This is a genomic window from Flagellimonas sp., assembly GCF_965601775.1.
Taxonomy (GTDB): domain Bacteria; phylum Bacteroidota; class Bacteroidia; order Flavobacteriales; family Flavobacteriaceae; genus Flagellimonas.
In genome coordinates this window covers 1,023,024-1,048,309 of the sequence record NZ_OZ271837.1, presented here as the reverse complement: position 1 = coordinate 1,048,309, position 25,286 = coordinate 1,023,024, and the positions used below count along the sequence as shown (strand labels likewise).

The 25,286-nt window shown below is 40.0% G+C and carries 24 protein-coding genes and 5 tRNA genes; 3 read left to right on the top strand and 26 right to left on the bottom strand.

Going from position 1 to position 25,286, the window contains the following annotated elements; genetic code table 11:
• Positions 1-245: 245 nt before the first annotated feature.
• From rpoC to ACSLUF_RS04935, 26 genes are all read right to left on the bottom strand, one after another.
• Positions 246-4,544, bottom strand: coding sequence for a DNA-directed RNA polymerase subunit beta' (gene rpoC, locus ACSLUF_RS05060; protein WP_435625039.1), 4,299 nt, complete (start codon positions 4,542-4,544; stop codon positions 246-248).
• Between the two features lie 42 nt (positions 4,545-4,586).
• Entirely contained in the window at positions 4,587-8,396 is a 3,810-nt protein-coding gene (gene rpoB, locus ACSLUF_RS05055; protein ID WP_435625038.1) for a DNA-directed RNA polymerase subunit beta, read from the bottom strand.
• Between the two features lie 127 nt (positions 8,397-8,523).
• A complete protein-coding gene (gene rplL / locus ACSLUF_RS05050; protein ID WP_106147920.1) occupies positions 8,524-8,907 on the bottom strand; it encodes a 50S ribosomal protein L7/L12 in 384 nt (127 codons plus the stop codon).
• Positions 8,908-8,959: 52 nt separating this feature from the next.
• Positions 8,960-9,475, bottom strand: coding sequence for a 50S ribosomal protein L10 (rplJ, locus tag ACSLUF_RS05045; RefSeq protein ID WP_106147919.1), 516 nt, complete (start codon positions 9,473-9,475; stop codon positions 8,960-8,962).
• Between the two features lie 25 nt (positions 9,476-9,500).
• Entirely contained in the window at positions 9,501-10,190 is a 690-nt protein-coding gene (gene rplA, locus ACSLUF_RS05040; RefSeq protein WP_106147917.1) for a 50S ribosomal protein L1, read from the bottom strand.
• An 18-nt stretch (positions 10,191-10,208) separates the two neighbouring features.
• Positions 10,209-10,646, bottom strand: coding sequence for a 50S ribosomal protein L11 (gene rplK, locus ACSLUF_RS05035; RefSeq protein WP_435625037.1), 438 nt, complete (start codon positions 10,644-10,646; stop codon positions 10,209-10,211).
• 107 nt (positions 10,647-10,753) lie between these two features.
• The gene (gene nusG, locus ACSLUF_RS05030; RefSeq protein WP_297915399.1) at positions 10,754-11,305 is read right to left on the bottom strand and encodes a transcription termination/antitermination protein NusG; all 552 of its coding nucleotides are present in this window, start codon (positions 11,303-11,305) and stop codon (positions 10,754-10,756) included.
• Positions 11,306-11,311: 6 nt separating this feature from the next.
• Positions 11,312-11,500, bottom strand: coding sequence for a preprotein translocase subunit SecE (gene secE / locus ACSLUF_RS05025; protein ID WP_435625036.1), 189 nt, complete (start codon positions 11,498-11,500; stop codon positions 11,312-11,314).
• 95 nt (positions 11,501-11,595) lie between these two features.
• Positions 11,596-11,668, bottom strand: a tRNA-Trp gene (locus ACSLUF_RS05020).
• A gap of 115 nt (positions 11,669-11,783) precedes the next feature.
• Positions 11,784-12,971, bottom strand: a complete 1,188-nt coding sequence (gene tuf, locus ACSLUF_RS05015; protein ID WP_435625035.1) for an elongation factor Tu — start codon at positions 12,969-12,971, stop codon at positions 11,784-11,786.
• 49 nt (positions 12,972-13,020) lie between these two features.
• Positions 13,021-13,092 (bottom strand) — tRNA-Thr (locus tag ACSLUF_RS05010).
• A gap of 188 nt (positions 13,093-13,280) precedes the next feature.
• Positions 13,281-13,356 (bottom strand) — tRNA-Gly (locus tag ACSLUF_RS05005).
• A gap of 82 nt (positions 13,357-13,438) precedes the next feature.
• A tRNA-Tyr gene (locus ACSLUF_RS05000) sits at positions 13,439-13,521 on the bottom strand.
• Positions 13,522-13,543: 22 nt separating this feature from the next.
• Positions 13,544-13,617, bottom strand: a tRNA-Thr gene (locus tag ACSLUF_RS04995).
• Positions 13,618-13,718: 101 nt separating this feature from the next.
• Entirely contained in the window at positions 13,719-14,021 is a 303-nt protein-coding gene (gene hpf / locus ACSLUF_RS04990) for a ribosome hibernation-promoting factor, HPF/YfiA family (RefSeq protein ID WP_435625034.1), read from the bottom strand.
• Positions 14,022-14,080: 59 nt separating this feature from the next.
• On the bottom strand, positions 14,081-14,971 hold the full coding sequence (locus ACSLUF_RS04985) for a tyrosine-type recombinase/integrase (protein ID WP_435625033.1): 891 nt from the start codon (positions 14,969-14,971) through the stop codon (positions 14,081-14,083).
• A 92-nt stretch (positions 14,972-15,063) separates the two neighbouring features.
• Positions 15,064-15,258: a 30S ribosomal protein S21 gene (gene rpsU / locus ACSLUF_RS04980; protein WP_435625032.1), complete on the bottom strand. Its 195-nt coding sequence runs from the start codon at positions 15,256-15,258 to the stop codon at positions 15,064-15,066.
• 82 nt (positions 15,259-15,340) lie between these two features.
• The gene (locus ACSLUF_RS04975; protein WP_435625031.1) at positions 15,341-16,513 is read right to left on the bottom strand and encodes an acyl-CoA dehydrogenase family protein; all 1,173 of its coding nucleotides are present in this window, start codon (positions 16,511-16,513) and stop codon (positions 15,341-15,343) included.
• A gap of 9 nt (positions 16,514-16,522) precedes the next feature.
• Positions 16,523-17,413, bottom strand: a complete 891-nt coding sequence (locus tag ACSLUF_RS04970; protein ID WP_435625030.1) for a ComEA family DNA-binding protein — start codon at positions 17,411-17,413, stop codon at positions 16,523-16,525.
• A 10-nt stretch (positions 17,414-17,423) separates the two neighbouring features.
• Entirely contained in the window at positions 17,424-19,031 is a 1,608-nt protein-coding gene (locus ACSLUF_RS04965) for an alanine/glycine:cation symporter family protein (protein WP_435625029.1), read from the bottom strand.
• 86 nt (positions 19,032-19,117) lie between these two features.
• Positions 19,118-20,125, bottom strand: coding sequence for a potassium channel family protein (locus ACSLUF_RS04960; RefSeq protein ID WP_435625028.1), 1,008 nt, complete (start codon positions 20,123-20,125; stop codon positions 19,118-19,120).
• Positions 20,126-20,128: 3 nt separating this feature from the next.
• Positions 20,129-20,356, bottom strand: a complete 228-nt coding sequence (locus tag ACSLUF_RS04955) for a PspC domain-containing protein (protein ID WP_435625027.1) — start codon at positions 20,354-20,356, stop codon at positions 20,129-20,131.
• A 2-nt stretch (positions 20,357-20,358) separates the two neighbouring features.
• Positions 20,359-21,645 carry a DUF2851 family protein gene (locus ACSLUF_RS04950; RefSeq protein WP_435625026.1) on the bottom strand — a complete coding sequence of 429 codons (1,287 nt, stop codon included), beginning with the start codon at positions 21,643-21,645 and terminating at the stop codon, positions 20,359-20,361.
• Positions 21,646-21,717: 72 nt separating this feature from the next.
• Positions 21,718-22,029, bottom strand: coding sequence for a rhodanese-like domain-containing protein (locus tag ACSLUF_RS04945; protein ID WP_435625025.1), 312 nt, complete (start codon positions 22,027-22,029; stop codon positions 21,718-21,720).
• A 74-nt stretch (positions 22,030-22,103) separates the two neighbouring features.
• Positions 22,104-22,718, bottom strand: coding sequence for a thioredoxin family protein (locus ACSLUF_RS04940; RefSeq protein ID WP_435625024.1), 615 nt, complete (start codon positions 22,716-22,718; stop codon positions 22,104-22,106).
• A 7-nt stretch (positions 22,719-22,725) separates the two neighbouring features.
• A complete protein-coding gene (locus ACSLUF_RS04935) occupies positions 22,726-23,286 on the bottom strand; it encodes a TlpA disulfide reductase family protein (protein WP_435625023.1) in 561 nt (186 codons plus the stop codon).
• Positions 23,287-23,417: 131 nt separating this feature from the next.
• Here ACSLUF_RS04935 and ACSLUF_RS04930 point away from each other — a divergent pair, with 131 nt between their 5' ends.
• Genes ACSLUF_RS04930 through ACSLUF_RS04920 form a run of 3 tightly spaced genes read left to right on the top strand, consistent with a single transcriptional unit; the run spans position 23,418 to position 25,096 of the window.
• Positions 23,418-23,864, top strand: a complete 447-nt coding sequence (locus ACSLUF_RS04930; RefSeq protein WP_435625022.1) for a MarR family winged helix-turn-helix transcriptional regulator — start codon at positions 23,418-23,420, stop codon at positions 23,862-23,864.
• A 1-nt stretch (position 23,865) separates the two neighbouring features.
• Positions 23,866-24,498, top strand: coding sequence for an NAD(P)H-dependent oxidoreductase (locus ACSLUF_RS04925; protein WP_435625021.1), 633 nt, complete (start codon positions 23,866-23,868; stop codon positions 24,496-24,498).
• Between the two features lie 25 nt (positions 24,499-24,523).
• The gene (locus ACSLUF_RS04920; protein WP_435625020.1) at positions 24,524-25,096 is read left to right on the top strand and encodes a YceI family protein; all 573 of its coding nucleotides are present in this window, start codon (positions 24,524-24,526) and stop codon (positions 25,094-25,096) included.
• Positions 25,097-25,286 lie beyond the last annotated feature (190 nt).

Sequence of the window (25,286 nt, the reverse complement as noted above, 5' to 3'; positions counted from 1 at the left end):
AACGCAATTGAATCTGTTCATTTTGTCTTGAAACAAAACGAACCAAAAATTCAAGATGATTTCTAGGAAATTTTTGTGATTTCGTCACAAAACCACTGATAAATCTGAACGCTTCATGCTCTTTTTTGCTCTGCAAAACGCAATTCCGCTTGATTTACAGTTATTTCTGAGAAATCCTCATTCAAGAACGAAATTAATAACCACAAAAAGAAAACCCTGACCGATTGGCCAGGGTTTATTGTGATTTAGAATTTAAATTCCTCTTTTCGAGCCATGATTTCATCATACTCCTCTTTCGAGCCAACAATGATGCTGTCATAATCTCGCATACCTGTACCTGCCGGAATTTTGTGCCCAACAATTACATTCTCTTTCAAACCTTCGAGGGTATCCACTTTACCGTTTACAGCCGCTTCGTTCAATACTTTGGTAGTCTCTTGGAAAGAGGCCGCGGAAATGAATGATTTAGTCTGTAATGAGGCTCGTGTAATACCTTGAAGAATTGGAGTCGCCGTAGCGGCAACAGCATCCCTCGCTGTAACCAAGTTTTTATCCTCTCTTCGCAAAATGGAATTTTCATCCCGTAGCTCACGAGCGGTAACTATTTGACCTGCTTTAAGGTTTTCAGATTCTCCCGCATCCTCAATGACTTTCTTACCGAAAATCTCATCGTTTTCACGGATGAAATCGTCTTTGTGTACCAATTGATTCTCTAAGAAAGTAGTATCCCCTGAATCCTCAATTCGTACTTTGCGCATCATTTGACGTACCACTACCTCAAAGTGCTTGTCATTGATTTTCACCCCTTGTAAACGATATACTTCCTGCACTTCGTTTACCAAGTATTGTTGTACAGCTGATGGTCCTTTGATAGCTAAAATATCCTCTGGAGTAATTGATCCATCGGACAACGGCATACCCGCACGTACATAGTCATTTTCCTGAACCAAAATCTGGTTGGACAGTTTCACCAAGTACTTCTTGATTTCACCTGTTTTGGATTCGATGATGATCTCGCGGTTACCTCTCTTGATTTTTCCGAAGGAAACTACACCATCAATCTCCGAAACCACAGCTGGGTTAGAAGGATTACGTGCTTCGAAAAGCTCAGTAACTCTTGGAAGACCACCTGTAATATCTCCTGCTTTAGCAGATTTACGTGGAATCTTCACCAAAGTTTTTCCTTCCTTAATCTTATCACCATCATCCACCATAATGTGTGAACCAACAGGTAAATTGTAGGAACGTAATGTTTCTCCTTTACCGTCCTTAATCAAAAGGGTTGGGATAAGCTTTTTATTTCTAGATTCGGAAATTACCTTTTCTTGGAATCCAGTCTGCTCATCAATTTCAACCTGATAGGTCACCCCTTGCTCAATGTTTTCATAGGCAATTTGTCCAGTGAATTCAGAAACAATTACACCGTTGTAGGGATCCCATTGGCAAATTACGTCGCCACTTTTGATTTTATCACCGTTCTTTACAAACAACTGAGACCCATAAGGTATATTATTTGTACTTAGGGTAATACCTGTATTGGTATCCACAACCTTTATCTCAGAAGTTCTGGAGATTACGATATTGGCTTTTTCGCCTTCGCTATTTTCTCCAACCACTGTTCTCAAGTCTTCAATTTCTGCAACACCGTCAAACTTGGCTTCCAATTTGTTGTCCTCAGAAATGTTACCAGCAATACCACCCACGTGGAATGTTCTCAAGGTCAACTGCGTACCAGGCTCTCCAATGGATTGTGCAGCAACAACACCTACCGCTTCCCCACGCTGAACCATCTTGTTCGTAGCTAGGTTTCTACCGTAACACAATACACAGATACCTTTCGGCGCTTCACAAGTTAGCGGTGAACGAACTTCCACTTTCTCGATTGGAGCGGCATCAATCTTTTTCACTTCAGCTTCAGAAATTTCGTGTCCGGCTTTAACCAACAACTCCTCTGTAAGCGGATTGTATACATCATTCAAAGAAACTCGACCAAGAATACGCTCTCCTAGGGTTTCCACCACCTCTTCATTCTTCTTCAAGGCCTCAACCTCAATTCCTCTTAAGGTACCGCAATCTTCAATGTTGATGATAACATCCTGTGAAACATCCACCAAACGACGTGTCAAGTATCCTGCATCCGCAGTTTTCAACGCCGTATCCGCAAGACCTTTACGTGCACCGTGTGTTGAGATAAAGTATTCCAAAATCGATAGTCCTTCCTTAAAGTTGGAAAGAATCGGGTTTTCAATAATCTCACCACCCCCAGCAGTAGACTTTTTCGGCTTGGCCATCAATCCACGCATACCGGTCAACTGACGAATCTGTTCTTTAGAACCCCTTGCCCCAGAATCCAACATCATATATACCGAGTTGAATCCTTGTTGGTCTTCACGAATTCGCTTCATGGCCAATTCAGTCAACATGGCATTGGTAGAAGTCCAAACATCAATAACTTGGTTGTATCGCTCATTGTTAGTGATTAGACCCATGTTATAGTTCATCATGATTCCATCAACCTGTTCGTTGGCATCAGCAATCATTTCATGTTTCTCCGCTGGAATAATAATATCCCCTAAACTGAAGGATAATCCACCTTTGAAAGCGAATTCATATCCCATAGTCTTGATTTTATCCAAGAACTCAGCTGTGGTAGGCACATCAGTAACTGCAAGGATATCTCCAATAATGTTTCTAAGCGCTTTCTTATTTAAGACCTGATTTATGTATCCTGCTTGTTCTGGCACAACGCTGTTGAACAAAACCCTACCAGCAGTGGTCTCAATAATTTGAGGCACCAATTCTCCTTCTTCGTTAAAGTCTTTTACGCGAACCTTGATACCGGCATTCAGGTCTACCTTACCTTCATTAAAGGCAATAACCACCTCTTCATCAGAGTAAAAAGTCAATCCTTCTCCTTCGATAGGCACTTCAGGGGTAGACTTTCTTTCTTTGGTCATGTAGTATAGACCCAAAACCATATCCTGCGAAGGAACAGTAATTGGTGAACCATTTGCAGGGTTCAAAATGTTTTGGGAAGCCAACATCAATAATTGTGCTTCCAAAATAGCTTCTGGTCCCAATGGAAGGTGTACCGCCATTTGGTCACCATCGAAATCCGCGTTAAACGCGGTACATGCCAATGGGTGCAAACGAATCGCCTTACCTTCAATCAATTTGGGTTGAAACGCTTGGATTCCCAAACGGTGCAATGTGGGGGCCCGGTTCAATAGAACTGGGTGACCTTTAAGCACATTTTCCAAGATATCCCAAACCACAGGTTCTTTCTTGTCAATAATCTTTTTGGCAGACTTAACCGTCTTTACAATACCTCTTTCAATCAGTTTACGGATTACAAAAGGCTTGTACAGCTCGGCGGCCATATCTTTAGGAAGACCACACTCATACAATTTCATTTCCGGTCCAACGACGATTACGGAACGAGCGGAATAATCCACACGTTTACCGAGCAGGTTTTGACGGAAACGACCTTGCTTCCCTTTCAAGGAATCTGAAAGAGATTTCAGTGGTCTGTTTGATTCAGTTTTAACCGCAGAAGCTTTTCTTGTATTATCGAAAAGAGAATCCACAGCTTCTTGAAGCATCCTTTTTTCGTTACGAAGAATAACTTCTGGGGCTTTGATTTCCATTAATCGTTTTAAACGATTGTTACGGATAATTACCCTACGGTATAGATCGTTCAAATCTGAAGTAGCGAAACGACCCCCATCCAAAGGAACCAATGGACGCAATTCTGGTGGAATTACCGGAACTACTTTCATTATCATCCACTCTGGAAGGTTTTCACGGTTTTCCTGTGACTCACGGAACGCTTCAACCACCTGAAGACGTTTTAAAGCCTCAGTTTTACGCTGCTTTGAGGTTTCAGTATTTGCTTTGTGTCTCAATTCATAAGACAACTGCTCCAAATCAATTCTACCCAACAAATCAATCAAACACTCTGCTCCCATCTTAGCGATAAACTTGTTAGGGTCAGAGTCTTCCAAATACTGATTTTCTGTTGGAATGGATTCCAAGATGTTCAAGTATTCCTCCTCGGTCAAGAAATCCATTTTATTGATTTCTTCACCTTCTGGACCTTTTGCAATACCCGGCTGGATGACAACATATCTTTCATAATAGATAATCATATCCAACTTTTTGGAAGGTAATCCCAAAAGGTATCCTATTTTATTAGGAAGCGAACGGAAATACCAGATGTGCGCTACTGGCACCACCAAGTTGATATGTCCCACACGGTCCCTACGTACCTTTTTCTCGGTAACCTCTACACCACATCGGTCACAAACGATTCCGCGGTAACGGATACGCTTATACTTTCCACAGGCACATTCGTAATCCTTTACAGGACCGAAAATACGCTCACAGAACAATCCATCACGCTCTGGTTTGTGCGTTCTGTAGTTAATGGTTTCAGGTTTCAATACTTCTCCACGGGATTCTGCCAAGATAGACTCTGGAGAAGCCAATCCGATGGAAATTTTATCAAACCTTTTTGGTACGTTGTTATCTTTTAATCTAGCCATAATGCTATGAGATAATTATGATTAAATGCTTTAAAATAAATTCTACTCTTCCAAACGGATATCCAAGCCCAAACCTTTAAGTTCGTGCATCAATACGTTGAAAGATTCTGGCAATCCAGGTTCCGGCATGGTCTCACCTTTTACAATGGACTCATAGGTCTTGGCTCTTCCAATTACATCATCTGACTTCACGGTCAAGATTTCTCGTAAGGTAGAAGAAGCACCATAGGCCTCAAGAGCCCAAACCTCCATCTCACCAAATCGCTGACCACCAAATTGGGCTTTACCACCCAATGGCTGTTGCGTAATCAATGAGTACGGTCCAATAGATCTGGCGTGCATCTTATCGTCTACCATATGACCTAATTTCAACATGTAGATAACCCCAACCGTAGCGGCTTGGTCAAAACGTTGACCTGTACCACCATCATAAAGGTGTGTATGACCAAATCTTGGAACTCCAGCTTCATCAGTCAAAGCATTGATTTGGTCTAATGTAGCTCCATCAAAAATTGGTGTACCATATTTTCTACCCAATTTCTGACCAGCCCAACCTAGAACCGTTTCATAAATCTGACCAATATTCATACGAGAAGGCACCCCAAGTGGATTCAATACAATATCCACAGGTGTTCCGTCTTCCAAGAAAGGCATATCCTCCTGACGAACGATACGTGCAACTATACCTTTGTTACCGTGACGTCCTGCCATTTTATCACCCACTTTTAGCTTACGCTTTTTAGCGATATATACCTTGGCCAATTTCATGATACCCGCAGGAAGTTCATCCCCCACGGAAATGGTGAATTTGTCCCTTCTTAGGTTACCCTGGATATCATTCAACTTAATCTTATAGTTGTGCAACAAGTCAGCAACCAAAGCATTTGTGTCCTCATCCGTCGTCCAGCTTCCACTCACCAAGTGAGCAAAATCATCAACAGAATTCAACATTTTAATGGTGTATTTCTTTCCTTTTGGAAGAACTTCCTCTCCCAAATCGTTCATAACACCTTGTGAAGTTTTTCCACTTACCAACCCAAAGAGTTTTTCGACCAAAACGTCTTTCAATTGTTGGAATTTCACTTCGTAGTCCATTTCCAATCGGGAAATAGCCTCTTTATCCTCAGAACGCTTACGCTTATCCTTGATGGAGCGAGAGAATAACTTTTTGTCGATTACCACACCACGTAAAGATGGAGAGGCTTTCAAGGAAGCATCTTTTACATCCCCTGCTTTATCACCAAAAATGGCACGAAGTAATTTTTCTTCCGGTGTTGGGTCAGATTCACCCTTAGGGGTAATCTTACCAATCAAAATATCACCAGGTTTTACTTCTGCTCCAATACGAATCATACCATATTCATCCAAGTCCTTGGTGGCCTCTTCCGAAACGTTTGGAATATCATTTGTCAATTCCTCAGCACCCAATTTGGTATCTCGTACCTCAAGGGCATATTCATCAATATGGATAGAAGTAAATATATCCTCGCGAACCACTTTTTCAGAAATCACGATAGCATCCTCAAAGTTATACCCTTTCCAAGGCATAAAAGCTACTTTCATGTTTCTACCAAGTGCTAACTCTCCAGCCTGTGTGGCATATCCTTCACAAAGAACTTGTCCTTTTTTCACCTTGTCCCCTTTTCTTACGATAGGCTTCAAGTTGATGGAAGTACCTTGATTTGTTTTTCTGAATTTCACCAAGTTATAGGTCTTGGAGTCCTCTTCAAAGCTTACCAATCTTTCTTGTTCACTTCTGGAATACTTGATGGTGATTTTCTGAGCGTCTACGTATTCCACTACCCCGTCACCCTCAGCATTAATCAATACTCTAGAATCCGTAGCAACTTGTCTTTCCAATCCAGTTCCAACAATTGGAGAGTCTGGTCTTAACAAAGGAACTGCCTGACGCATCATGTTTGATCCCATCAAAGCTCGGTTTGCATCATCGTGTTCCAAGAAAGGAATCAAAGAAGCAGAAATGGAAGCAATCTGGTTTGGAGCAACATCCGTATAGTTTACTTCGCTTGGGTCAACTACTGGGAAATCCCCTTCCTCACGTGCAATTACCTTGTCAGAATCAATCTTTCCATCTTCCTTCATTGGAATGTTAGCCTGAGCTATTTTCATTCCTTCTTCTTCTTCTGCACTCAGGTATGTAAACTCTTTAGTGTTTACTTTACCATCCTCAACTTTTCTATAAGGAGTTTCCAAGAATCCCATAGGGTTAACCTTGGCAAAAACACCTAGAGAAGAAATCAAACCAATGTTTGGTCCTTCAGGAGTTTCAATTGGACAAAGTCTTCCGTAGTGCGTGTAGTGAACGTCACGAACCTCAAAACCTGCTCTTTCTCTGGAAAGACCACCTGGCCCAAGGGCAGATAATCTTCTTTTGTGCGTAATCTCAGCCAATGGATTGGTTTGATCCATGAACTGGGATAGCTGGTTGGTACCAAAGAATGAGTTGATAACAGAAGACAAGGTCTTTGCGTTAATCAAATCAATAGGTGTAAATACCTCATTATCCCGAACGTTCATACGCTCACGGATGGTACGTGCCATACGCGCCAAACCAACTCCAAACTGAGAGGACAATTGTTCTCCTACGGTTCTTACACGACGGTTAGATAAGTGATCGATATCATCAATCTCCGCTTTGGAGTTGATCAGCTCGATCAAATATTTAATTATGGTAATGATATCTTCTTTGGTCAAGACCTGCTTGTCCATTCCAATATCTAGACCGAGTTTTTTATTCATTCGGTAACGCCCAACTTCTCCCAAATTATATCGTTGGTCAGAGAAGAACAGCTTGTCGATGATTCCACGGGCAGTTTCCTCATCAGGCGGCTCAGCGTTACGTAATTGTCTATAGATGTGCTCTACCGCTTCTTTTTCAGAGTTGGTAGGATCTTTTTGCAACGTATTGTAAATGATAGCATAGTCCGATTGTGAACTATTTTCTTTATGCAGAAGAATAGTTTTGACATCAGCATCCAAGATTTCATCTACGTGCTCTTTTTCAAGAATAGTATCACGATCAAGAATGATTTCGTTTCTTTCAATGGAAACTACCTCTCCGGTATCTTCATCCACGAAATCCTCATGCCATGTGTTCAATACCCTTGCCGCCAATTTTCGGCCCAACACTTTTTTAAGTCCTGCTTTGGATACTTTGATTTCCTCAGAAAGGTCAAAAATCTCCAAAATGTCCTTATCACGCTCAAATCCGATAGCGCGGAAAAGTGTGGTCACGGGTAATTTTTTCTTTCTATCAATATAAGCGTACATCACGCCATTGATGTCAGTAGCAAATTCAATCCAAGATCCTTTGAATGGAATTACCCTTGCAGAGTACAATTTGGTTCCATTCGCATGGAACGATTGTCCAAAGAAAACCCCTGGAGATCTGTGTAACTGAGAAACGACTACTCTTTCGGCACCATTGATTACGAATGTACCACTTGGAGTCATGTAGGGAATAGTCCCTAAATATACATCCTGTACAATGGTCTCGAAATCTTCGTGCTCTGGGTCTGTACAATATAATTTCAAACGAGCCTTTAAAGGAACGCTATAGGTCAGACCCCTTTCAATACATTCTTGGATGGAGTATCTAGGTGGATCTATAAAATAATCCAAGAATTCCAGTACAAACTGGTTTCTGGTATCCGTGATTGGAAAATTTTCCATGAAGGTGTTGTAGAGCCCTTCATTTCCTCTCTCGTCAGATTTGGTCTCAAGCTGGAAAAAGTCCTGAAACGATTTAATCTGAATGTCCAAGAAATCCGGGTATTCCGGTATGTTCTTAGCGGATGCGAAATTTACTCTTTCAGTATGATTTGTGAACATCAATGGACAATTTTTGATAGTGAATTCTCTAGTGGGTCATGTGTACCATCACACATAGCTGTAAAAACAGGCTAAGGTCTAACCATTTTATGGAAAGACCTTAACCCAATTTGTATGGTAAAAGCTATTATTTAAGCTCAACTTCTGCTCCTGCTTCTTCCAAAGATTTTTTGATACCTTCAGCTTCGTCTTTAGCAACTCCTTCTTTAACAGCTTTAGGAGCACTATCAACGATTTCTTTAGCATCTTTCAATCCAAGACCTGTAAGTTCTTTAACCAACTTAACTACAGCCAATTTAGAACCACCAGCTGCGGTAAGGATTACGTCAAATTCTGACTTTTCTTCAGCGGCTTCTTCACCACCTCCAGCAGCGGCACCACCACCAGCAACTGCAACTGCAGCAGCAGCAGGCTCAATACCGTACTCTTCTTTTAGGATGTCAGCCAACTCGTTTACCTCTTTTACGGTTAGGTTAACCAACTGTTCTGCAAAATCTTTTAAATCTGCCATTTTTCTATCGTTTAATCAAATTTTTAAAATATACTTAGTTATTGTGCGCGAATTATTTTTCAGAAAGGGTTTTAAGGATACCTGCCAACTTACCACCTCCGGACTTAAGACCAGAAATAACGTTTTTGGCTGGGGATTGCAACAATCCAATGATATCCCCGATAACTTCCTCTTTGGACTTGATATTTACAAGTGCATCCAGGTTTTCATCCCCTACGTAAATTGCTTCTTCAATAAAAGCGCCTTTAAGTAAAGGCCTATCGGATTTCTTTCTGAAGTTTTTGATAAGTTTTGCTGGTGCATTCCCAGTTTCGGACAACATCAAAGAGGTATTGCCTTTCAATACTTCGGGAAGTTCACCAAACTCCTTATCTGAAGCTTCCATTGCTTTTGCAAGCAAGGTATTCTTCACTACTGCAAGCTTAATGTTCGCCTTGAAACATGCTCTTCTAAGGTTAGAAGTGGCAACGGCGTCCAAACCGGAAATATCCGCCAAATAAATATTGGCATTATCCGCCAACTGTGCAGTCAAGTCCTCTATTACGATTGCTTTTTCTTCTCTTGTCATAATTAAATTATTGAGCTACCAGTTATTAAACTGCTTTTGGATCTAATTGAACACTGGGACTCATTGTGCTGGAAAGGTAGATACTCTTCATGTATACTCCTTTCGCTGCAGCGGGCTTCAATTTCACCAAAGTATCTATCAATTCTTTGGCGTTTCCAGCAATCTTATCTGCTGAAAAAGATGATTTACCAATTGCTGCGTGCACGATTCCAGTTTTGTCCACTTTAAAATCGATTTTACCTCCCTTAACATCAGTTACGGCCTTAGCCACATCCATTGTCACAGTTCCGGTTTTTGGATTGGGCATCAAACCTCTTGGTCCTAAAATTCTACCTAAAGGTCCTAGTTTACCCATAACACTAGGCATGGTGATAATGACATCAACGTCAGTCCATCCCCCTTTGATTTTATCCAAATATTCGTCTAACCCTACAAAATCAGCACCAGCTTCTTTAGCCTCTGCTTCTTTGTCTGGGGTCACCAATGCTAAAACTTTAACTTCTTTACCTGTTCCGTGAGGAAGTGTTACCACACCACGAACCATCTGATTGGCTTTTCTTGGATCTACACCCAAACGAACTGCCAAATCAACGGAAGCGTCAAACTTTACATTGGTAATTTCTTTTATTAAAGCTGATGCCTCTTCCAAGGAATACAATTTATTCCTGTCAATTTTGGAATGGGCTTCTTTTTGCTTTTTCGTTAATCTTGCCATTATAAAATTGCTTTACGATTAAAAAGGTCTTTTTCCAGATACCTTTAGTCCCATAGATCTCGCAGTACCAGCAACCATCATCATTGCTGATTCAACAGTAAATGCATTCAAATCGACCATTTTATCTTCAGCGATTTGCTTTACTTGATCCCAGGAAACATTACCTGATTTTACCCTGTTAGGTTCGCCAGATCCTTTTTTAATCTTAGCTGCTTCCATCAATTGAACTGCCGCGGGTGGTGTTTTTACAACAAACTCGAAAGATTTGTCTTTGTAAACGGTGATAACAACCGGCAATACTTTGCCCTGTTTGTCCTGTGTACGCGCATTAAACTGCTTACAGAACTCCATAATGTTAACACCAGCAGCACCTAAGGCGGGTCCAACCGGTGGCGATGGATTCGCAGCACCTCCCCTAACTTGTAATTTAACTACCTTATCTACTTCTTTTGCCATTGTTTCTAATTAAATGTAAAAGTGTGTCAATTGGAAGCAACACAACTTTTTATATGTAACAGCTCTATTATTTTTCAGTCTTCAGAAATCTGACATCAGACCTCTGATTAAATTTTTTCAACTTGCATGTAGCTGAGTTCCAATGGTGTTTTTCTTCCGAAAATCTTTACCATAACCTCTAGCTTACGCTTTTCTTCATTGATTTTCTCAACAGTTCCATTGAAACCATTGAAAGGTCCATCAATAACCTTTACCGTCTCACCAAGAACAAATGGAATGGCAACGTTATCTGTGTTAACCGCCAATTCATCCACTTTTCCAAGCATTCTATTCACTTCAGACTTTCTTAATGGCACAGGATCTCCACCTTTGGTTTCACCCAAAAACCCAATCACATTCGTGATGGATTTAATAATGTGCACCATTTCACCTCCCAAATTGGCCTTAATCATGATGTACCCAGGAAAGTAAACCCTTTCCTTATTGATTTTCTTTCCGTTTCTGATTTGAACTACTTTCTCAGTAGGAACCAAAACGTCTTCCAGGTAATCACCAAAACCATTTCTCTCTACCTCACTCTCAATGTAGCCTTTGATTTTATTCTCTTGGCCACTGACAGCTCGTACTACATACCATTTTTTCTCAAGAACTTCTGACATATCGAACTATCCTATTACTTTTTCAAAATACAATGTGATCAACTTACTGAACAAAGAATCCACTCCCCAAGTTGCTAGGGCAAAAAGAATGGAAAAAACGGCAACAACTACCATAAGATTAGATGCCTTTTCCCGGTTTAACCAGGTTACGTTATTTTTCAATTCTTCGAAAGACTCTTTTACATATGTCAACATAACAATAACTGTATTTTCTTGCACGGGCGGAGAGGCTTCCTTCGACTACGCTCAGGATAAACTTCTCGCCTGATCGGCTTCATAATTTCATTCAGCACGGGCGGAGAGGCTCGAACTCCCGACACCTGGTTTTGGAGACCAGTGCTCTACCAACTGAGCTACGCCCGTTTTTTGGCGTTCTTTCACTCGAAAAATCGAGATGAGCTACACCCGTTTATATTTACACTGAAAGGTATCCGCCATTTGACGGACACCCTTTAGTGCAATACTTTATATAAAATAATTAATCTAGGATTTCAGTTACCTGACCAGCTCCTACAGTTCTACCACCTTCACGGATAGCGAAACGTAGACCTACACTCAATGCGATAGGCTGAATCAAATCAACTGTAATAGTCAAGTTATCACCAGGCATAACCATTTCAACTCCATCAGGAAGATTGATGTTTCCTGTTACGTCAGTTGTACGAACGTAGAACTGAGGACGGTAGTTGTTATGGAATGGTGTGTGACGACCACCTTCTTCTTTCTTAAGGATATAAACCTCAGCTTTGAACTTAGCGTGTGGCTTAACGGAACCTGGCTTACAGATTACCATACCTCTTTTGATATCGGATTTTTCAATACCTCTCAAAAGGATACCAACGTTATCTCCAGCTTCACCTCTATCCAAAATCTTACGGAACATTTCAACCCCTGTGATTGTAGAAGCCAATTTTTCAGCACCCATACCGATAATATCAACAGCATCACCTGTGTTAGCGACACCAGTTTCGATACGACCTGTTGCAACAGTACCACGACCAGTGATGGTAAATACATCCTCAACAGGCATCAAGAAATCCTTGTCGATATCTCTTTTTGGAAGCTCAATCCACTCATCAACAGCAGCCATCAACTCCATAACAGTGTCAACCCATTTTTGCTCACCGTTCAAAGCACCTAATGCAGAACCAGCGATAACAGGACCATTGTCACCATCATACTCGTAGAAAGAAAGCAATTCTCTTACCTCCATTTCAACCAATTCCAAAAGCTCATCATCGTCAACCATGTCAACTTTATTCAAGAAAACAACGATTCTTGGAATACCTACCTGACGACCCAAAAGGATGTGCTCACGAGTTTGTGGCATAGGACCATCAGTTGCAGCAACAACCAAGATGGCACCGTCCATTTGAGCAGCACCAGTAACCATATTCTTTACGTAATCCGCGTGACCTGGACAGTCCACGTGAGCGTAGTGACGGTTCTCAGTTTGATACTCAACGTGAGAAGTGTTAATAGTAATACCTCTTTCTTTTTCTTCAGGAGCGTTGTCGATAGAATCGAAGCTACGAAGCTCAGACAAACCAGCGTTAGCTAAAACAGTAGTAATAGCAGCAGTCAATGTAGTTTTACCATGATCAACGTGTCCAATAGTACCAATATTTAAGTGCGGTTTGGAACGATCAAAAGTTTCCTTTGCCATTTTTAAATAATTTTAATCTTAGTTTATATTAGTGTACAAATCGTTTTCGAGCCAATGACGGGATTTGAACCCGTGACCTCTTCCTTACCAAGGAAACGCTCTACCCCTGAGCTACACCGGCGTAAAGTGTTGAATCCACTACCTTTAAAGTTCCTTTTAAAGGAAGAGATTCCTGCCTTCGCAGGAATGACATTATCGTCTTTAGAGCGGGAGACCCGCCTTCATTTCATTTCAGACGGGCAAGCCGGGTTTCCCTCGGCTTCGCTCGGGATAAACTTCTCACCCTATTCAGGTTTTGAAATTCATCTTTGGAGCGGGAGACCGGGTTCGAACCGGCGACATTCAGCTTGGAAGGCTGACGCTCTACCAACTGAGCTACTCCCGCATTATTTTTTGGAACAAGTCCAAAACAATTTCAATATTTCAAAAAACTTCCCTTTTCAAGTTGTTTCACAAACAACTTTTTGTGGGGAGAGCAGGATTCGAACCTGCGAAGGTGAAAACCAACAGATTTACAGTCTGTCCTCGTTGGCCGCTTGAGTATCTCCCCGCCTTATTTTCAGTATCTTACGAGCCGATAGAGGGACTCGAACCCACGACCTGCTGATTACAAATCAGCTGCTCTAGCCAGCTGAGCTATATCGGCATTTTGCCACTTTTTTACGCATAAAAAAGTCCGCTATTTCTAACGGACTGCAAATGTAGCGTTTTATTTGTTTATTCAAAATAATTTTGAAAAATTTTTGATTAGGCTTTAGCCCTTAATTTTTCTTTCTTTTTCACTAGTTGTCGCTCTAAAGAATTACATGCAGAATCGACTGCTTCTTCAAAGGATTTACACTGCTTTTTTACGATGAATTTATCCCTTGGCACCAACAATTTAATTTCCACAATCTTATTCTCTTTTGCACTGGTGTTGTCCACCTTCAAATAGACATCAGAGCTAATGACCTTGTCATAGAATTGATCGAGCTTATCCATTCGTCTTTGAACGAAATCAATCAATTTTCCATCCGCCACAAAATTTACAGATTGTGCATTTACTTTCATATGGTTTTTGTTTTTAGGGCCACCAAAAGAGGTAGACAGATTAAACTTTAACAAGAGACTTACTTCTTGTTCCTTGGGTGGGCCTTGAGGTGTGCTTTTTTTAGCTCAGCTATGCTATTATGGGTGTACACTTGTGTAGACGCCAAGCTTGCATGGCCCAACAACTCTTTCACAGCATTTAAATCAGCTCCTTGGTTTAGTAAATGTGTTGCGAAGGTATGTCTAAGGACATGTGGACTTCTTTTTACTTTAGGAGATACCAAACTAAAATACTTATTTATAGTGCGATAAACAAGTGTTTCGTAAATTTTCAGCCCCCCTTCGGTTAAAAATAAGAACGCTTCATCTTGGACCTTTTCAAGCTTTCCACGGGCATCCAAATAGTGCTCCATTGCAGAAATCACATTAGGCAAAAGGGGTAGGATACGTTCTTTGTTTCGTTTGCCCAATACTTTTATGGTCTTGGTAGCCCAATTAATATCACCTAGCTTAAGATTGATCAATTCTGTTCTCCGTATTCCTGTGGCGTACAGCATTTCTATTATCAGTTTATCTCTCCAACCCTCAAAGTCGTTGTTGAAAGGTATCTGTTGTAAGACCTTGTCCATCTCTATCTCTGAAAAAGGCACCTCCATTTTCTTTTTGGTTTTTAACGCTTTGTGCTTCGCTAAAGGAGAAGATACAATCTCACCTGTTTTCTGAAGAAACTTGTAGTATGCATTTAATGAAGATACTTTACGATTGATTGTTCTATTGGTCAATCCACTATCCGCCAATTGTACAATCCAACTACGTACTACGGCATAGGGTACCTCATCTATGGTTTCCTTATGGTATTCATCGGAGCAAAACTGACCAAACATCTCCAAATCTCTTTGGTAAGCAATCAACGTATGCCGGGAATAGTTTTTTTCGAGGCTTAAATATTCAAGAAATGCTTTAGCGGACATATACCAAAGGTATCAAATTACAATATGTCCAAAAAAGAACATCCCTTGCAGAATTTCTACAAGGGATGCCATATATATCGTTAGATGTAGCTTTATATTTCCTCGCTATCTCTAAGGCTTTGAATATACTGTGCCTTTTGCACCACAGCTCTTCGCTTTACAGAAGGCTTAGTATATTGTTGTCTTGTACGCAACTGGCGCATGGTGCCGGTTTTATCAAACTTTCGCTTGAAACGTTTTAAAGCTCTATCTATATTTTCTCCTTCTTTTACTGGTATTATCAACATGGGCTACAACCTCCTTTCTTTTAGATTTTGGACGGCAAAGATATGACTTAATTTGAATTGTGAAATACTCTTGGCCTAAAATTTAATTCTGTGGAACCGGGGCAAAGCTTTTTTTATCCACCATAATTTTCGCCAGTATCTCTTTCAAGATTTCTGAAGTTCCTCCTCCTATTCTTCCCAATCGACTATCTCTGAGCATTCTGGCCAAAGGATATTCCTCCATGTATCCATATCCACCCAACATCTGAAGACATCCATCAATTACTTTATCCGCCATTTTAGTGGACATTAATTTTGATACGGTTGCCTCTTTTACAGAATAAATACCTTGATTCAATTGGTTGGCCACCATATAATTGTAGTTTTTGCACATTTCCATCTCGGAAGTCAGCTCTACCATAGTATGCCTGAGGGCCTGGAAGGTATCCAAGGACTTTCCAAAAGCCGTACGCTCCTTCATATATTCCAAGGTATATTCAAGGGCAAACTCGGCTCTAGCATGAGCATTTATGCCCATTACCAATCTTTCCAAATCCAAATGTTGCATTAAATAAGAGAAACCTTTGTTCTTCTCTCCCATTAGGTTTTCAAAAGGAATTTTCACGTTATCAAAAGCTATCTCTGCAGTATCCGATGCTCTCCATCCTAACTTATCCAGCTTGGTGGCGGTTACTCCTGGGGTATCACGTTCGATAAGAAAAATGCTTATTCCCTTATTGCCCAATTCCGGTTGGGTTTTGGCAGAAACCACCAGGTAATCGCTGTAAAAACCATTCGTAATAAATGTTTTTGAACCATTAACCACATAGTGGTCATCCATTTTTACCGCAGTGGTTCGCATACCTGCCACGTCCGAACCTCCAAAAGGTTCTGTAATACACAAACATCCTATTTTGTCTCCCATAATGCTGGGAGCTAGGTATTCATTTTTGATTCTTTCATCTCCTTCCGTATTCAAATGGGACATCGCCAAATAGATATGTGCCCAAATGGCAGCAGCAAATCCACCTGAATTGATTCTTTGCAATTCTTCCAATAAAATAACCGTGTAGAAAAAATCCAACTCAAGACCTCCATACGCTTCTGGGTATTTAAGTCCCAAATAGCCCATTTCCCCAAATTTGTTCCAAATGGAACGGTCAATTACACCTGTTTTTTCCCAATCGTCAACATGTGGAACTACTTCTTTCTGCAAAAAGTCTCTTAGACTTTCACGAAACAAACGATGCTCTTCACTAAAATAGGTATCAACCATAACTTTCTACTATTCTTCTTCAAAGGACAAATATAATCCAATTCTGTCAATCCTTTCCTTAGAAACGTTAAACATAGCGGTCAATTCGTTTGACGATCTGATAGACCCGTTTTCTTCGCGATATCTTACAATTTCCTTGGCCTGAGCAGGACTTATGTACACCAAGCGAGCTATCTCTACAGCTGTTGCTGAGTTAATCATAATTTTTTTTATTTCTGGAGGATGAATTACTTGAAAACGCTCAATAATTCTTTCAACAACATCAGTATTCAATCCATACACATCATACAACTGTTCATTCACCAAAAAACCTCCCAATCTATCCCTAAATCTAACAATTCGTACCGATAGCTTTTCCCCAATGCCATAGACTTGCATGAGCTGTTCTGCTGAGGCTTTGTTCAAATCAAGGATGGCACTTGATACTATGGGTTGTTTGTTTTTATTTGAATAATGGGTTGAGGAAGTATTGGTCTTTGCTCTCTTTTGCGTCCATTCAGGAAATTTGAAAAAAGGTGAAATATTGGAAAGCAGTGAATCTGAAACATGGGTCACCTCTTGAAATTCCGAAGCTGAATTTACATATTTTCCTGTCTTCCTGAATTCAAGCAGTCGGTCTATTTCCAGGGTCGACATTCCTAAGATGTATCCTTTATAATCCGTAATGAAGTTTGGATTAAATGGGTAGATTTTTGGAGTGGCATTGGCCACCGCTAATTGTTTCAAGCTATCAATCTGATGCTGCGCTATAACATCTAGAACAACTCTTTGACTGCCTTTGTTGTTTTGTATCTTGAAAAGAAAATAGATAGACTGAAGCAGTACGATTAGCAACAATAAAAAGAAAATCCCATTTCGTTCTTGTTTGCTGAATCTGAAATGGGATTTAAAATCTTTCAAAAGTGCAAAATTATTTTCCTGCTTTTATGGCATCCAGATAGCGTTTCAACTGTTTTTTGACTTCCGGGAAAAGGAAATACAGCCCGACCATATTTGGGAATACCATAGCAAAAATCATCGCATCGGAGAATGCCCAAATAGAATCCATACTTGCAGCTGCGCCAATAACCACGAAGGTCAAAAACAACAACTTATAGGTTAAATCGGTTTTCTTTCCTCTACCAAACAAAAATTTCCAAGATTGTAATCCGTAGTATGACCATGAGATCATAGTAGAAACTGCAAATAAAACTACAGCTACGGTTAAGAAAACATTAGAGTAAGGAATGTATTCTGCAAATGCTTTGGAAGTAATTCCAGCACCCTCGTAAGGTAGTCCTTCTATCATTACTACGCCAGAGCCATCACCTCCATAATCAAAAACACCTCCAAAATTGAAAATGATAATTACCAACGCTGTCATAGTACAAATAACAACTGTGTCAATAAAAGGCTCTAACAAGGCAACCAATCCTTCTGATGCAGAATATTTCGTTTTTACAGCCGAGTGAGCAATAGAAGCTGAACCTGCACCTGCCTCATTCGAGAATGCAGCTCTTCTAAATCCAACCAATAATACTCCGATTACCCCACCAACTCCGATTGCTGTCGGATTAAAGGCTTCAGTAATAATCAAACCGATAGCGTCATCAACAAGACTGAAATTACCAAAGATGATGTAAAGACAAGCTAAAATGTAAAGTAGAGCCATAAATGGCACCACTTTCTCGGTTACCGAAGCAATTCTCTTGATTCCACCGATAATTATGATACCAACAAGCAAGGCCAGGACTACACCAATTATGGTACCTGCCATCGCACTTTCCCATCCAAACAATTCTTTTACAACAATAGTAGCTTGGTTTGATTGTGCCGCATTTCCACCTCCAAATGACCCTCCAATACAGAATACGGCAAAAAGAGCCGCCGCAATTTTTCCTAAGGTTACAAAGCCTCTATTTTTAAGTCCTTTGCTTATATAATACATGGGACCGCCATATACCGTTCCGTTCTCATCCACATCGCGATATTGAACGCCCAGGGTACATTCCACAAACTTTGTGGACATACCTAAAAGACCACAGATTATCATCCAAAAAGTAGCGCCCGGTCCTCCGAGCGCAATTGCCAAGGCGACACCCGCAATATTTCCGTTTCCGACAGTACCTGAAACAGCGGTCGCCAATGCTTGGAAGTGACTTACTTCTCCTTCTTGACTTTCGTCTCGAATAGTATCCGGTATATCCCCATCTACAATATTAACCTCAGCTTTTTCAACTCCGTGCCCGGCACTTCCCTCCAGCTCATCATATTTTCCACGCACCACATTTATTGCGGTCCAAAAATGCCGAATATTTGGAAACTTAAAATATAAAGTAAAAAACAAGGCACTTCCTACTAAAAGAATAAGTACAAAAGGGGTTCCAAAAACAGGAAAGAAAATAACGGTATTGAAAAAATCTGAAACAGGCTTAAAGGCTTGGTCTATCTTCTGATCTAACCCTATTTCGGCCGTTTCTTGAGCAAACGTAAACAATGGTAAAAACAGGGTAAAAATCGTTAGAAGTCTATACTTCATAATATGTGAGTTTGGTATGTTATATTGATGTAAAGTGGGCAATATCCTAAAAAAAAACTTCGGAATCAAATTATCCTCCTGTTAAACTAACCAATGCTAAACATTTGATTCAGCTTTTTTATTTGTTCTGCTCTTCCAAGAACTATGACCTTTCCTTTGGGCTCTAAAATCAAATCCGCCTCTGGATTTATTATGTACTTTCCTTCTGGGTCAATATAGCCTATGATGGTGCAACCCGTTTTTCGCCTTAAGTCCAAATCCTTAATGGAATGACAATCCACTTGACTGGTTAAATCTTCAATTTCAACCTCCTCTAGGTTAGTTGTATTTTCACCCTCCATGGACAGCTGGTTAATGAACGTAATCAAATCGGGCATGACCACTAGCGAAGCCATATGGTCACCTCCTATTTTATCTGGCATAATTACCTTATCCGCTCCTGCCAATTGTAATTTGGTCAATGAGGTTACCTGAGAGGCCCTACTGATGATGAAAAGATCTTTATTCAATTGTCGGGCGGAAAGCACAATAAACAAATTTTCGGCATCATCGGGAACCGCCGTAATCAAATATTGAGCACGTCCAATTCCTGCTTCCACCAAAATTTCATCTTCATTGGCATCACCTTCCACAAAAAGAATGTCGTCTTCATGTCGTTCAATCACTTCCCTATCCTTTTCAATGACGACAAACGGTTTTCTATACGCTTTCAACCGATCTGCAGCCTGCATACCGTTTCTTCCAAAACCACATACTACGATATGATCTGAAAGTGCTTCAATCTTTTTTTTCACTTTTTTCTTTTTTAGTATTTGAAGTGAATTCCTTCCCAATAGATATTCAGTCACCACCGAAATGGCATATCCGAAGATAAAAACACTGGTAACAATTAAAAATACGGTAAAAATCTTGGCATTGGCATCGAGTGGTCGTACTTCAGAAAAACCAACTGTAGTGACCGTAATAATGGTCATATAAACAGCCTCTATCCACGTAAAATCAGAAAGTAATTTGTAACCAACAACACCGAACGCAAGTACCAATGCCATGAGAGCAAAGGCCAGAACAATTTTTGAGCGTAGTAGCTTAATCATATACTATAAATCAAAAACCGAAGTTCTTTTGGTGTATACAAGGTCCTTGATTCCTAACCAAAATGCAATAAACAGATAGAGAGCAAAGCCAAATCCCAAGGTGGCAAAGGTCAGATAGATAAAGGTGATGCGCACCACTTTAGCCCGAATCCCCATACGTTCCGCAATACGTCGGCAGACTTCAAAACCTCTTTTCTGAAAATAATATAACAGGTTGTAAAAAAAGGACATTTTTAAAAGTATACATTTCTATTCAATAAATGTACGCCCAGATTACAATGTAAACACCTTTTTTTAGAACAATATGCGTTGTACAACTGAATTCTTGCCTGACTTTCCAGAGCATTTCGTGTTGTAACCCCCAACCTTCCATAACCAGAAATAATCGAATTCTTCTCAGGACCGATTTTCGAAATGAATTCCAGTAATTTCTCATTCCAATCTTTTCCGCTATACTGCGCATAACAGAATTTTAAAGGAATCAATGTGTTGATCAATAACAAATCAATGAATGCTCGGGATAATTTCTTTTTACTTGTTTTGGAAATCTTACCAAATGTAAAATGGTTGTTCCAGTATGGGCTCGCATAGGCCTGAAATACCTCATAAAACTCATCCAGATGCTCAATTTCCATAAGTAGTTGAAACAGTTGATGATTTTTGAAGTAGATATTTGACAACTGGGAAACCCGGATGGTTGGAAAATTATTAGGGCGTAACCTGAAAAAAGCAGGTTTGGTATGGGATTTTGATAAATCAAATTTTTGGGACAAGTAGCTATACTCCCTTTTCAATTCCAAGAAATACCTGTCCGTGCAATCGTTAATATGCAACATACCGAAGTGGCCAAATAGAAGACTCTCCAGCTGAAATTCACTAAAACTGGTTTTTCGAACGATTGCAAAGTCAAGTGACAAAGCCTGATCCAAAAAAAATGAACCGTTGATTTTTGTTCCAAAACTTTTACATAGCATGGCGAACAAAACAGCTTCCCAATCATGTCTGGTTTGTTCAAATAGCTTATGGATTAGAATAGATTTTTGTTCCAACCGCTCAAAATAAAGCCGCTCTTCCCAATTTACCCATTTTAATGAATCCCTAAGATGGATATCGTTTTCACAGCCGATGAAACGGGTTTTGGATGTATCCATCAATTTTTCATAGGCTATCAACAGTTTTTGGGGAATACAGTTTTGAAGTTCTAAAGTGGGTATCTGGGACTTGTCCCTTCTGAATACAGCAATGTCGTCTTTCCAAACCACATGAAGGATTACATTATCATAGTTTGCATCTATTTCATGATGGTGGGCATACCAGTCTGAAGATTTCAGATGCATTTCTACATTTCCGGCCCAAAGCTGGCCATCAATTCTAATTCTGGCATTTAAAAAATCTGGCCCCTCACCTGAATTGAGAAGACCAAAATTCACAATCTGTAATTCTTCCTTTCGTTGGGTAGTAAGTTTGGAAAAGGGAATCTTTTTATACTGCCATATATAATGGAGCAATTCTTCTCGCATGATTTGGGACTTTTAAGTTTAAATGCGTATTGGTTGAGGTGTAGGTTCAATACGCTGTTATAAACTTAAGTATTATTCCGCTACTTCCCCTTCCCAATTCATAAATCCCCCTTCAAGATTGTATGCATTTTCAATACCGATGCTGTTCATTATGGCACAAGCCTGACCACTTCTGTTGCCTGACCGACAATACACGTAATAATTTTTAGTTTTGTCGAGCTTTTCCAATTCATTTAAAAACTCCTGTCCCAGGTAGATATCGATATTGGTTGCACCGGGAATATATCCTTCCTCCACTTCTTCGGGTGTGCGTACATCCAAAATAAAAGCGTTATTATCATTTTCCAATTGGGTTTCCCAGTCTTGTTGTGATAGGTCTGACATTTTTATCAATTTAAGTTTTGTAAAAATAAAAATCCGGAGCATAACCCCGGATTTAAATCTCTTTATTCTATGCATTAAACTTTTATGGTGCATCCTATAGCACGAGTTGAGGTCACTTTGATTTCTTTACCAGCCAACATGGCATCCACAGCATCCTCCACATATTTTTCATCGACTTGGGTGGCATCTTGATAGTTGTCATCAATGGCTCCTATATACTTCACCACATTTCCACCAGCCGTTTTTTCCAATAAATACACATGAGGTGTTCTGGTAGCTCCAAATTGTGGATATACTTTTTGACCTTCATCCAATAAATAAGGGAAAGTAAAGCCCTTTTCTTTTGCCCGCACTTTCATTTTGTCAAAACTATCCCCTGGTTTTGCAGAAGGATTATTTGGGTTTATGGCAATCACGGGAACCCCTTTGGATTTGTATTTGGCATCCAGTTCGATAATACGGTCCTCATAGGCCACGGCATAAGGACATGTGTTACAAGTAAAGATTACTAGAAAACCTTTCGCATCAGAATAATCCGAAAGCGAAACCATTTTTCCGTCGATATTCTTCAATGTAAAGTCTGTGGCAGTATCGCCGATATCATAGCCTTTTTCAGCTGAAGTCTTTCCTACAAAGGAGGCCATTGATATTAAAAGTATCAAGGCGCCCAAGATTTTAAAAGTTTTCATTTCTATATTAATTTATGAATTGATTTAATTCGTTTGTGAGTTCCTCATAGGTGAAACCTCGCTCGTAAAAACTACGTTTGTCCTTATTATAAATAAGTGTGGCGGGAATTCCTCCACCCCAATCTTCAGAAACTTTGGGAATCCAAGTATTCTGTTTTGGGTCATCCAGAATGACCACTTCAGATTGCAGTCCTTTCTTTTCCACAAAGGGTTCCAAACGGGATTTCCACATGCTGGGCATATCCAAGCTTACCAAAATGACTTTTACATTTTCATCCTTAAACTCGGCATTAACCTTTTCAAAATAAGGAAGCTCCTCTATGCATGGTTTGCACCAGGTAGCCCAAAAATTAACGATATACGTCATATCATCCTCTACATGAAGCATAGGTTCAAAGGAATCAAAGTTGTATACTGGAAATTTGACTTTCTCATTTTGTTCACTCTTCTCTGTAGTCTTGCCTATAACCGTTTCAGCGGTAATATTGTCTTTTTGCTTGGTTTTTCCAGAGCAACCTACGTAGATAAATGAACCTAAAAGAAGAAATAAGGAAATGTAACGCATCATCTAGTTTTCAACCATTTAAAATTAACCATTGCTTTACGGCCCTTCTTTTTTTTTAACAAAACTTTATCTCGAAAAAAATTTAATCGTACCAGAAAGCTTTTTACATTTGTCTATACAAATATTGTAAGTACATGAATGTAGAGGAAATTATCAAGACCACGAAAAGAATACCCCTTGAAAGTAGGACCTTAATCCATATGACCCTAGTTCACAACCAGGTCAATGAGCGAATCAATGCTGCACTCAAGCCTTTCGAAGTGTCTCTTCAACAATTTAATGTGCTTCGTATACTTAGAGGACAAAAAGGAAAACCCGCTAATCTTTCCACCTTAAATGAACGCATGGTGACGAAGATGAGCAACACTACGCGTCTGGTGGACAAGCTATTGGCCAAAGGTTTTGTAAACAGAGCGGTATGTGAAACGAATCGACGTAAAGTAGAAATACTAATTACCGACCGCGGTTTGGAAGTGCTTTCAAAAATGGACAAAGCGGTGAGCGCGGCGGAAAAACAATCCGTTTCCAATCTAACACAAAGCGAACTAGAAACTTTAAACACAATACTAGATAAATTTTAAAATGAGCACAGTATTAGAAAACCTAAACTGGCGATATGCCACCAAAAAATTTGACGCAAGTAAAAAGGTATCCCAGCAAAATTTGGACACCATTTTGGAAGCTATAAAAATGAGTCCATCCTCATACGGACTACAACCCTATCATATTTTGGTAATTACTGATGCAGATACCAGAAAAGAACTGCAACCTGCCTCTTGGAACCAATCACAAATTGTGGATGCTTCCCATATGTTGGTTTTTGCCGCCAAATCCGAATTCGGTAGTGAATTGGTGGACGATTATCTCAAAAATGTCAACGAAACCCGAGGGATGGACATAGAAAATCTTAAAGGCTATGGGGATTTTATGAAATCCAAACTTTTGGACTTACCGAATACCGTAAAAACCGCTTGGACCACAAGACAGGCCTATTTAGCGGCGCAAAGTGCTATGCTTGCCGCTGCGGAATTAAAAATAGACACTTGTCCCATGGAGGGTTTTGAACCGGACAAGTACGACGAAATTCTTGGTCTTAAGGATAAAGGACTTACCAGTGTGGTAGTGCTCACAGTTGGATACCGTTCCGATGTGGACGAAACTCAAAATTATCCCAAGGTCAGAAAAAGCAACGAAGAATTATTTACACACATATAAATTAATACACTCTTAAATTTTAAACATGAAAACAAGCATTTTATCATTAGCATTGACCCTAGTATTTGGTGGCGCAGTATTGGCGAACCCAATTGATGGAGAGAAAAAGGCCGTAAAGGTTGAAGAAAGTACCGTAACCTGGAAAGCCTACAAAGTAGGTGGTTCCCATGTGGGCACCATTGCCCTTAAGTCAGGTTCTCTGGAATTTGATGGCGAAACTTTGGTCGGTGGCGAATTTGTAGTCGATATGTCTACAATCAACACAACTGATTTAAGTGGCGACTATAAAAACAAATTGGATGGCCACTTGAATTCAGATGATTTCTTTTCTACGGCTTCAAACCCAACTTCGGCATTGGTTTTTACCGGAGTAAAACAAACTGGAAAGAACGCATACAGCGTAACAGGGGATTTGACCATTAAAGGAATTACAAAACCTATCACTTTTGACCTTTCGGTATACGGAAGCAAGGCAACAGCTGCTTTGAAAGTTGATAGAACTAATTTCGACGTAAAATATGGGTCAGGTATTATTGGCACTGCCAAAGACAAACTTATCTATGACGAGTTTGATTTGGTTGTTGACCTTCAGATGTAATTGACCTAAGTTTAGTGTTTGAAAATCCCGTTGGATACCCTATCTGACGGGATTTTTAATTTTATGCGACAAAATTGGCAAGAAATCAATTTCCTTTCTATATTTGAAGCAATGAAAGTAATCAGAGTAAATACTTGGTGGTGGAAAAACCTACGACAGATATCGTGAGCTAGTCCCCATTATAATCATA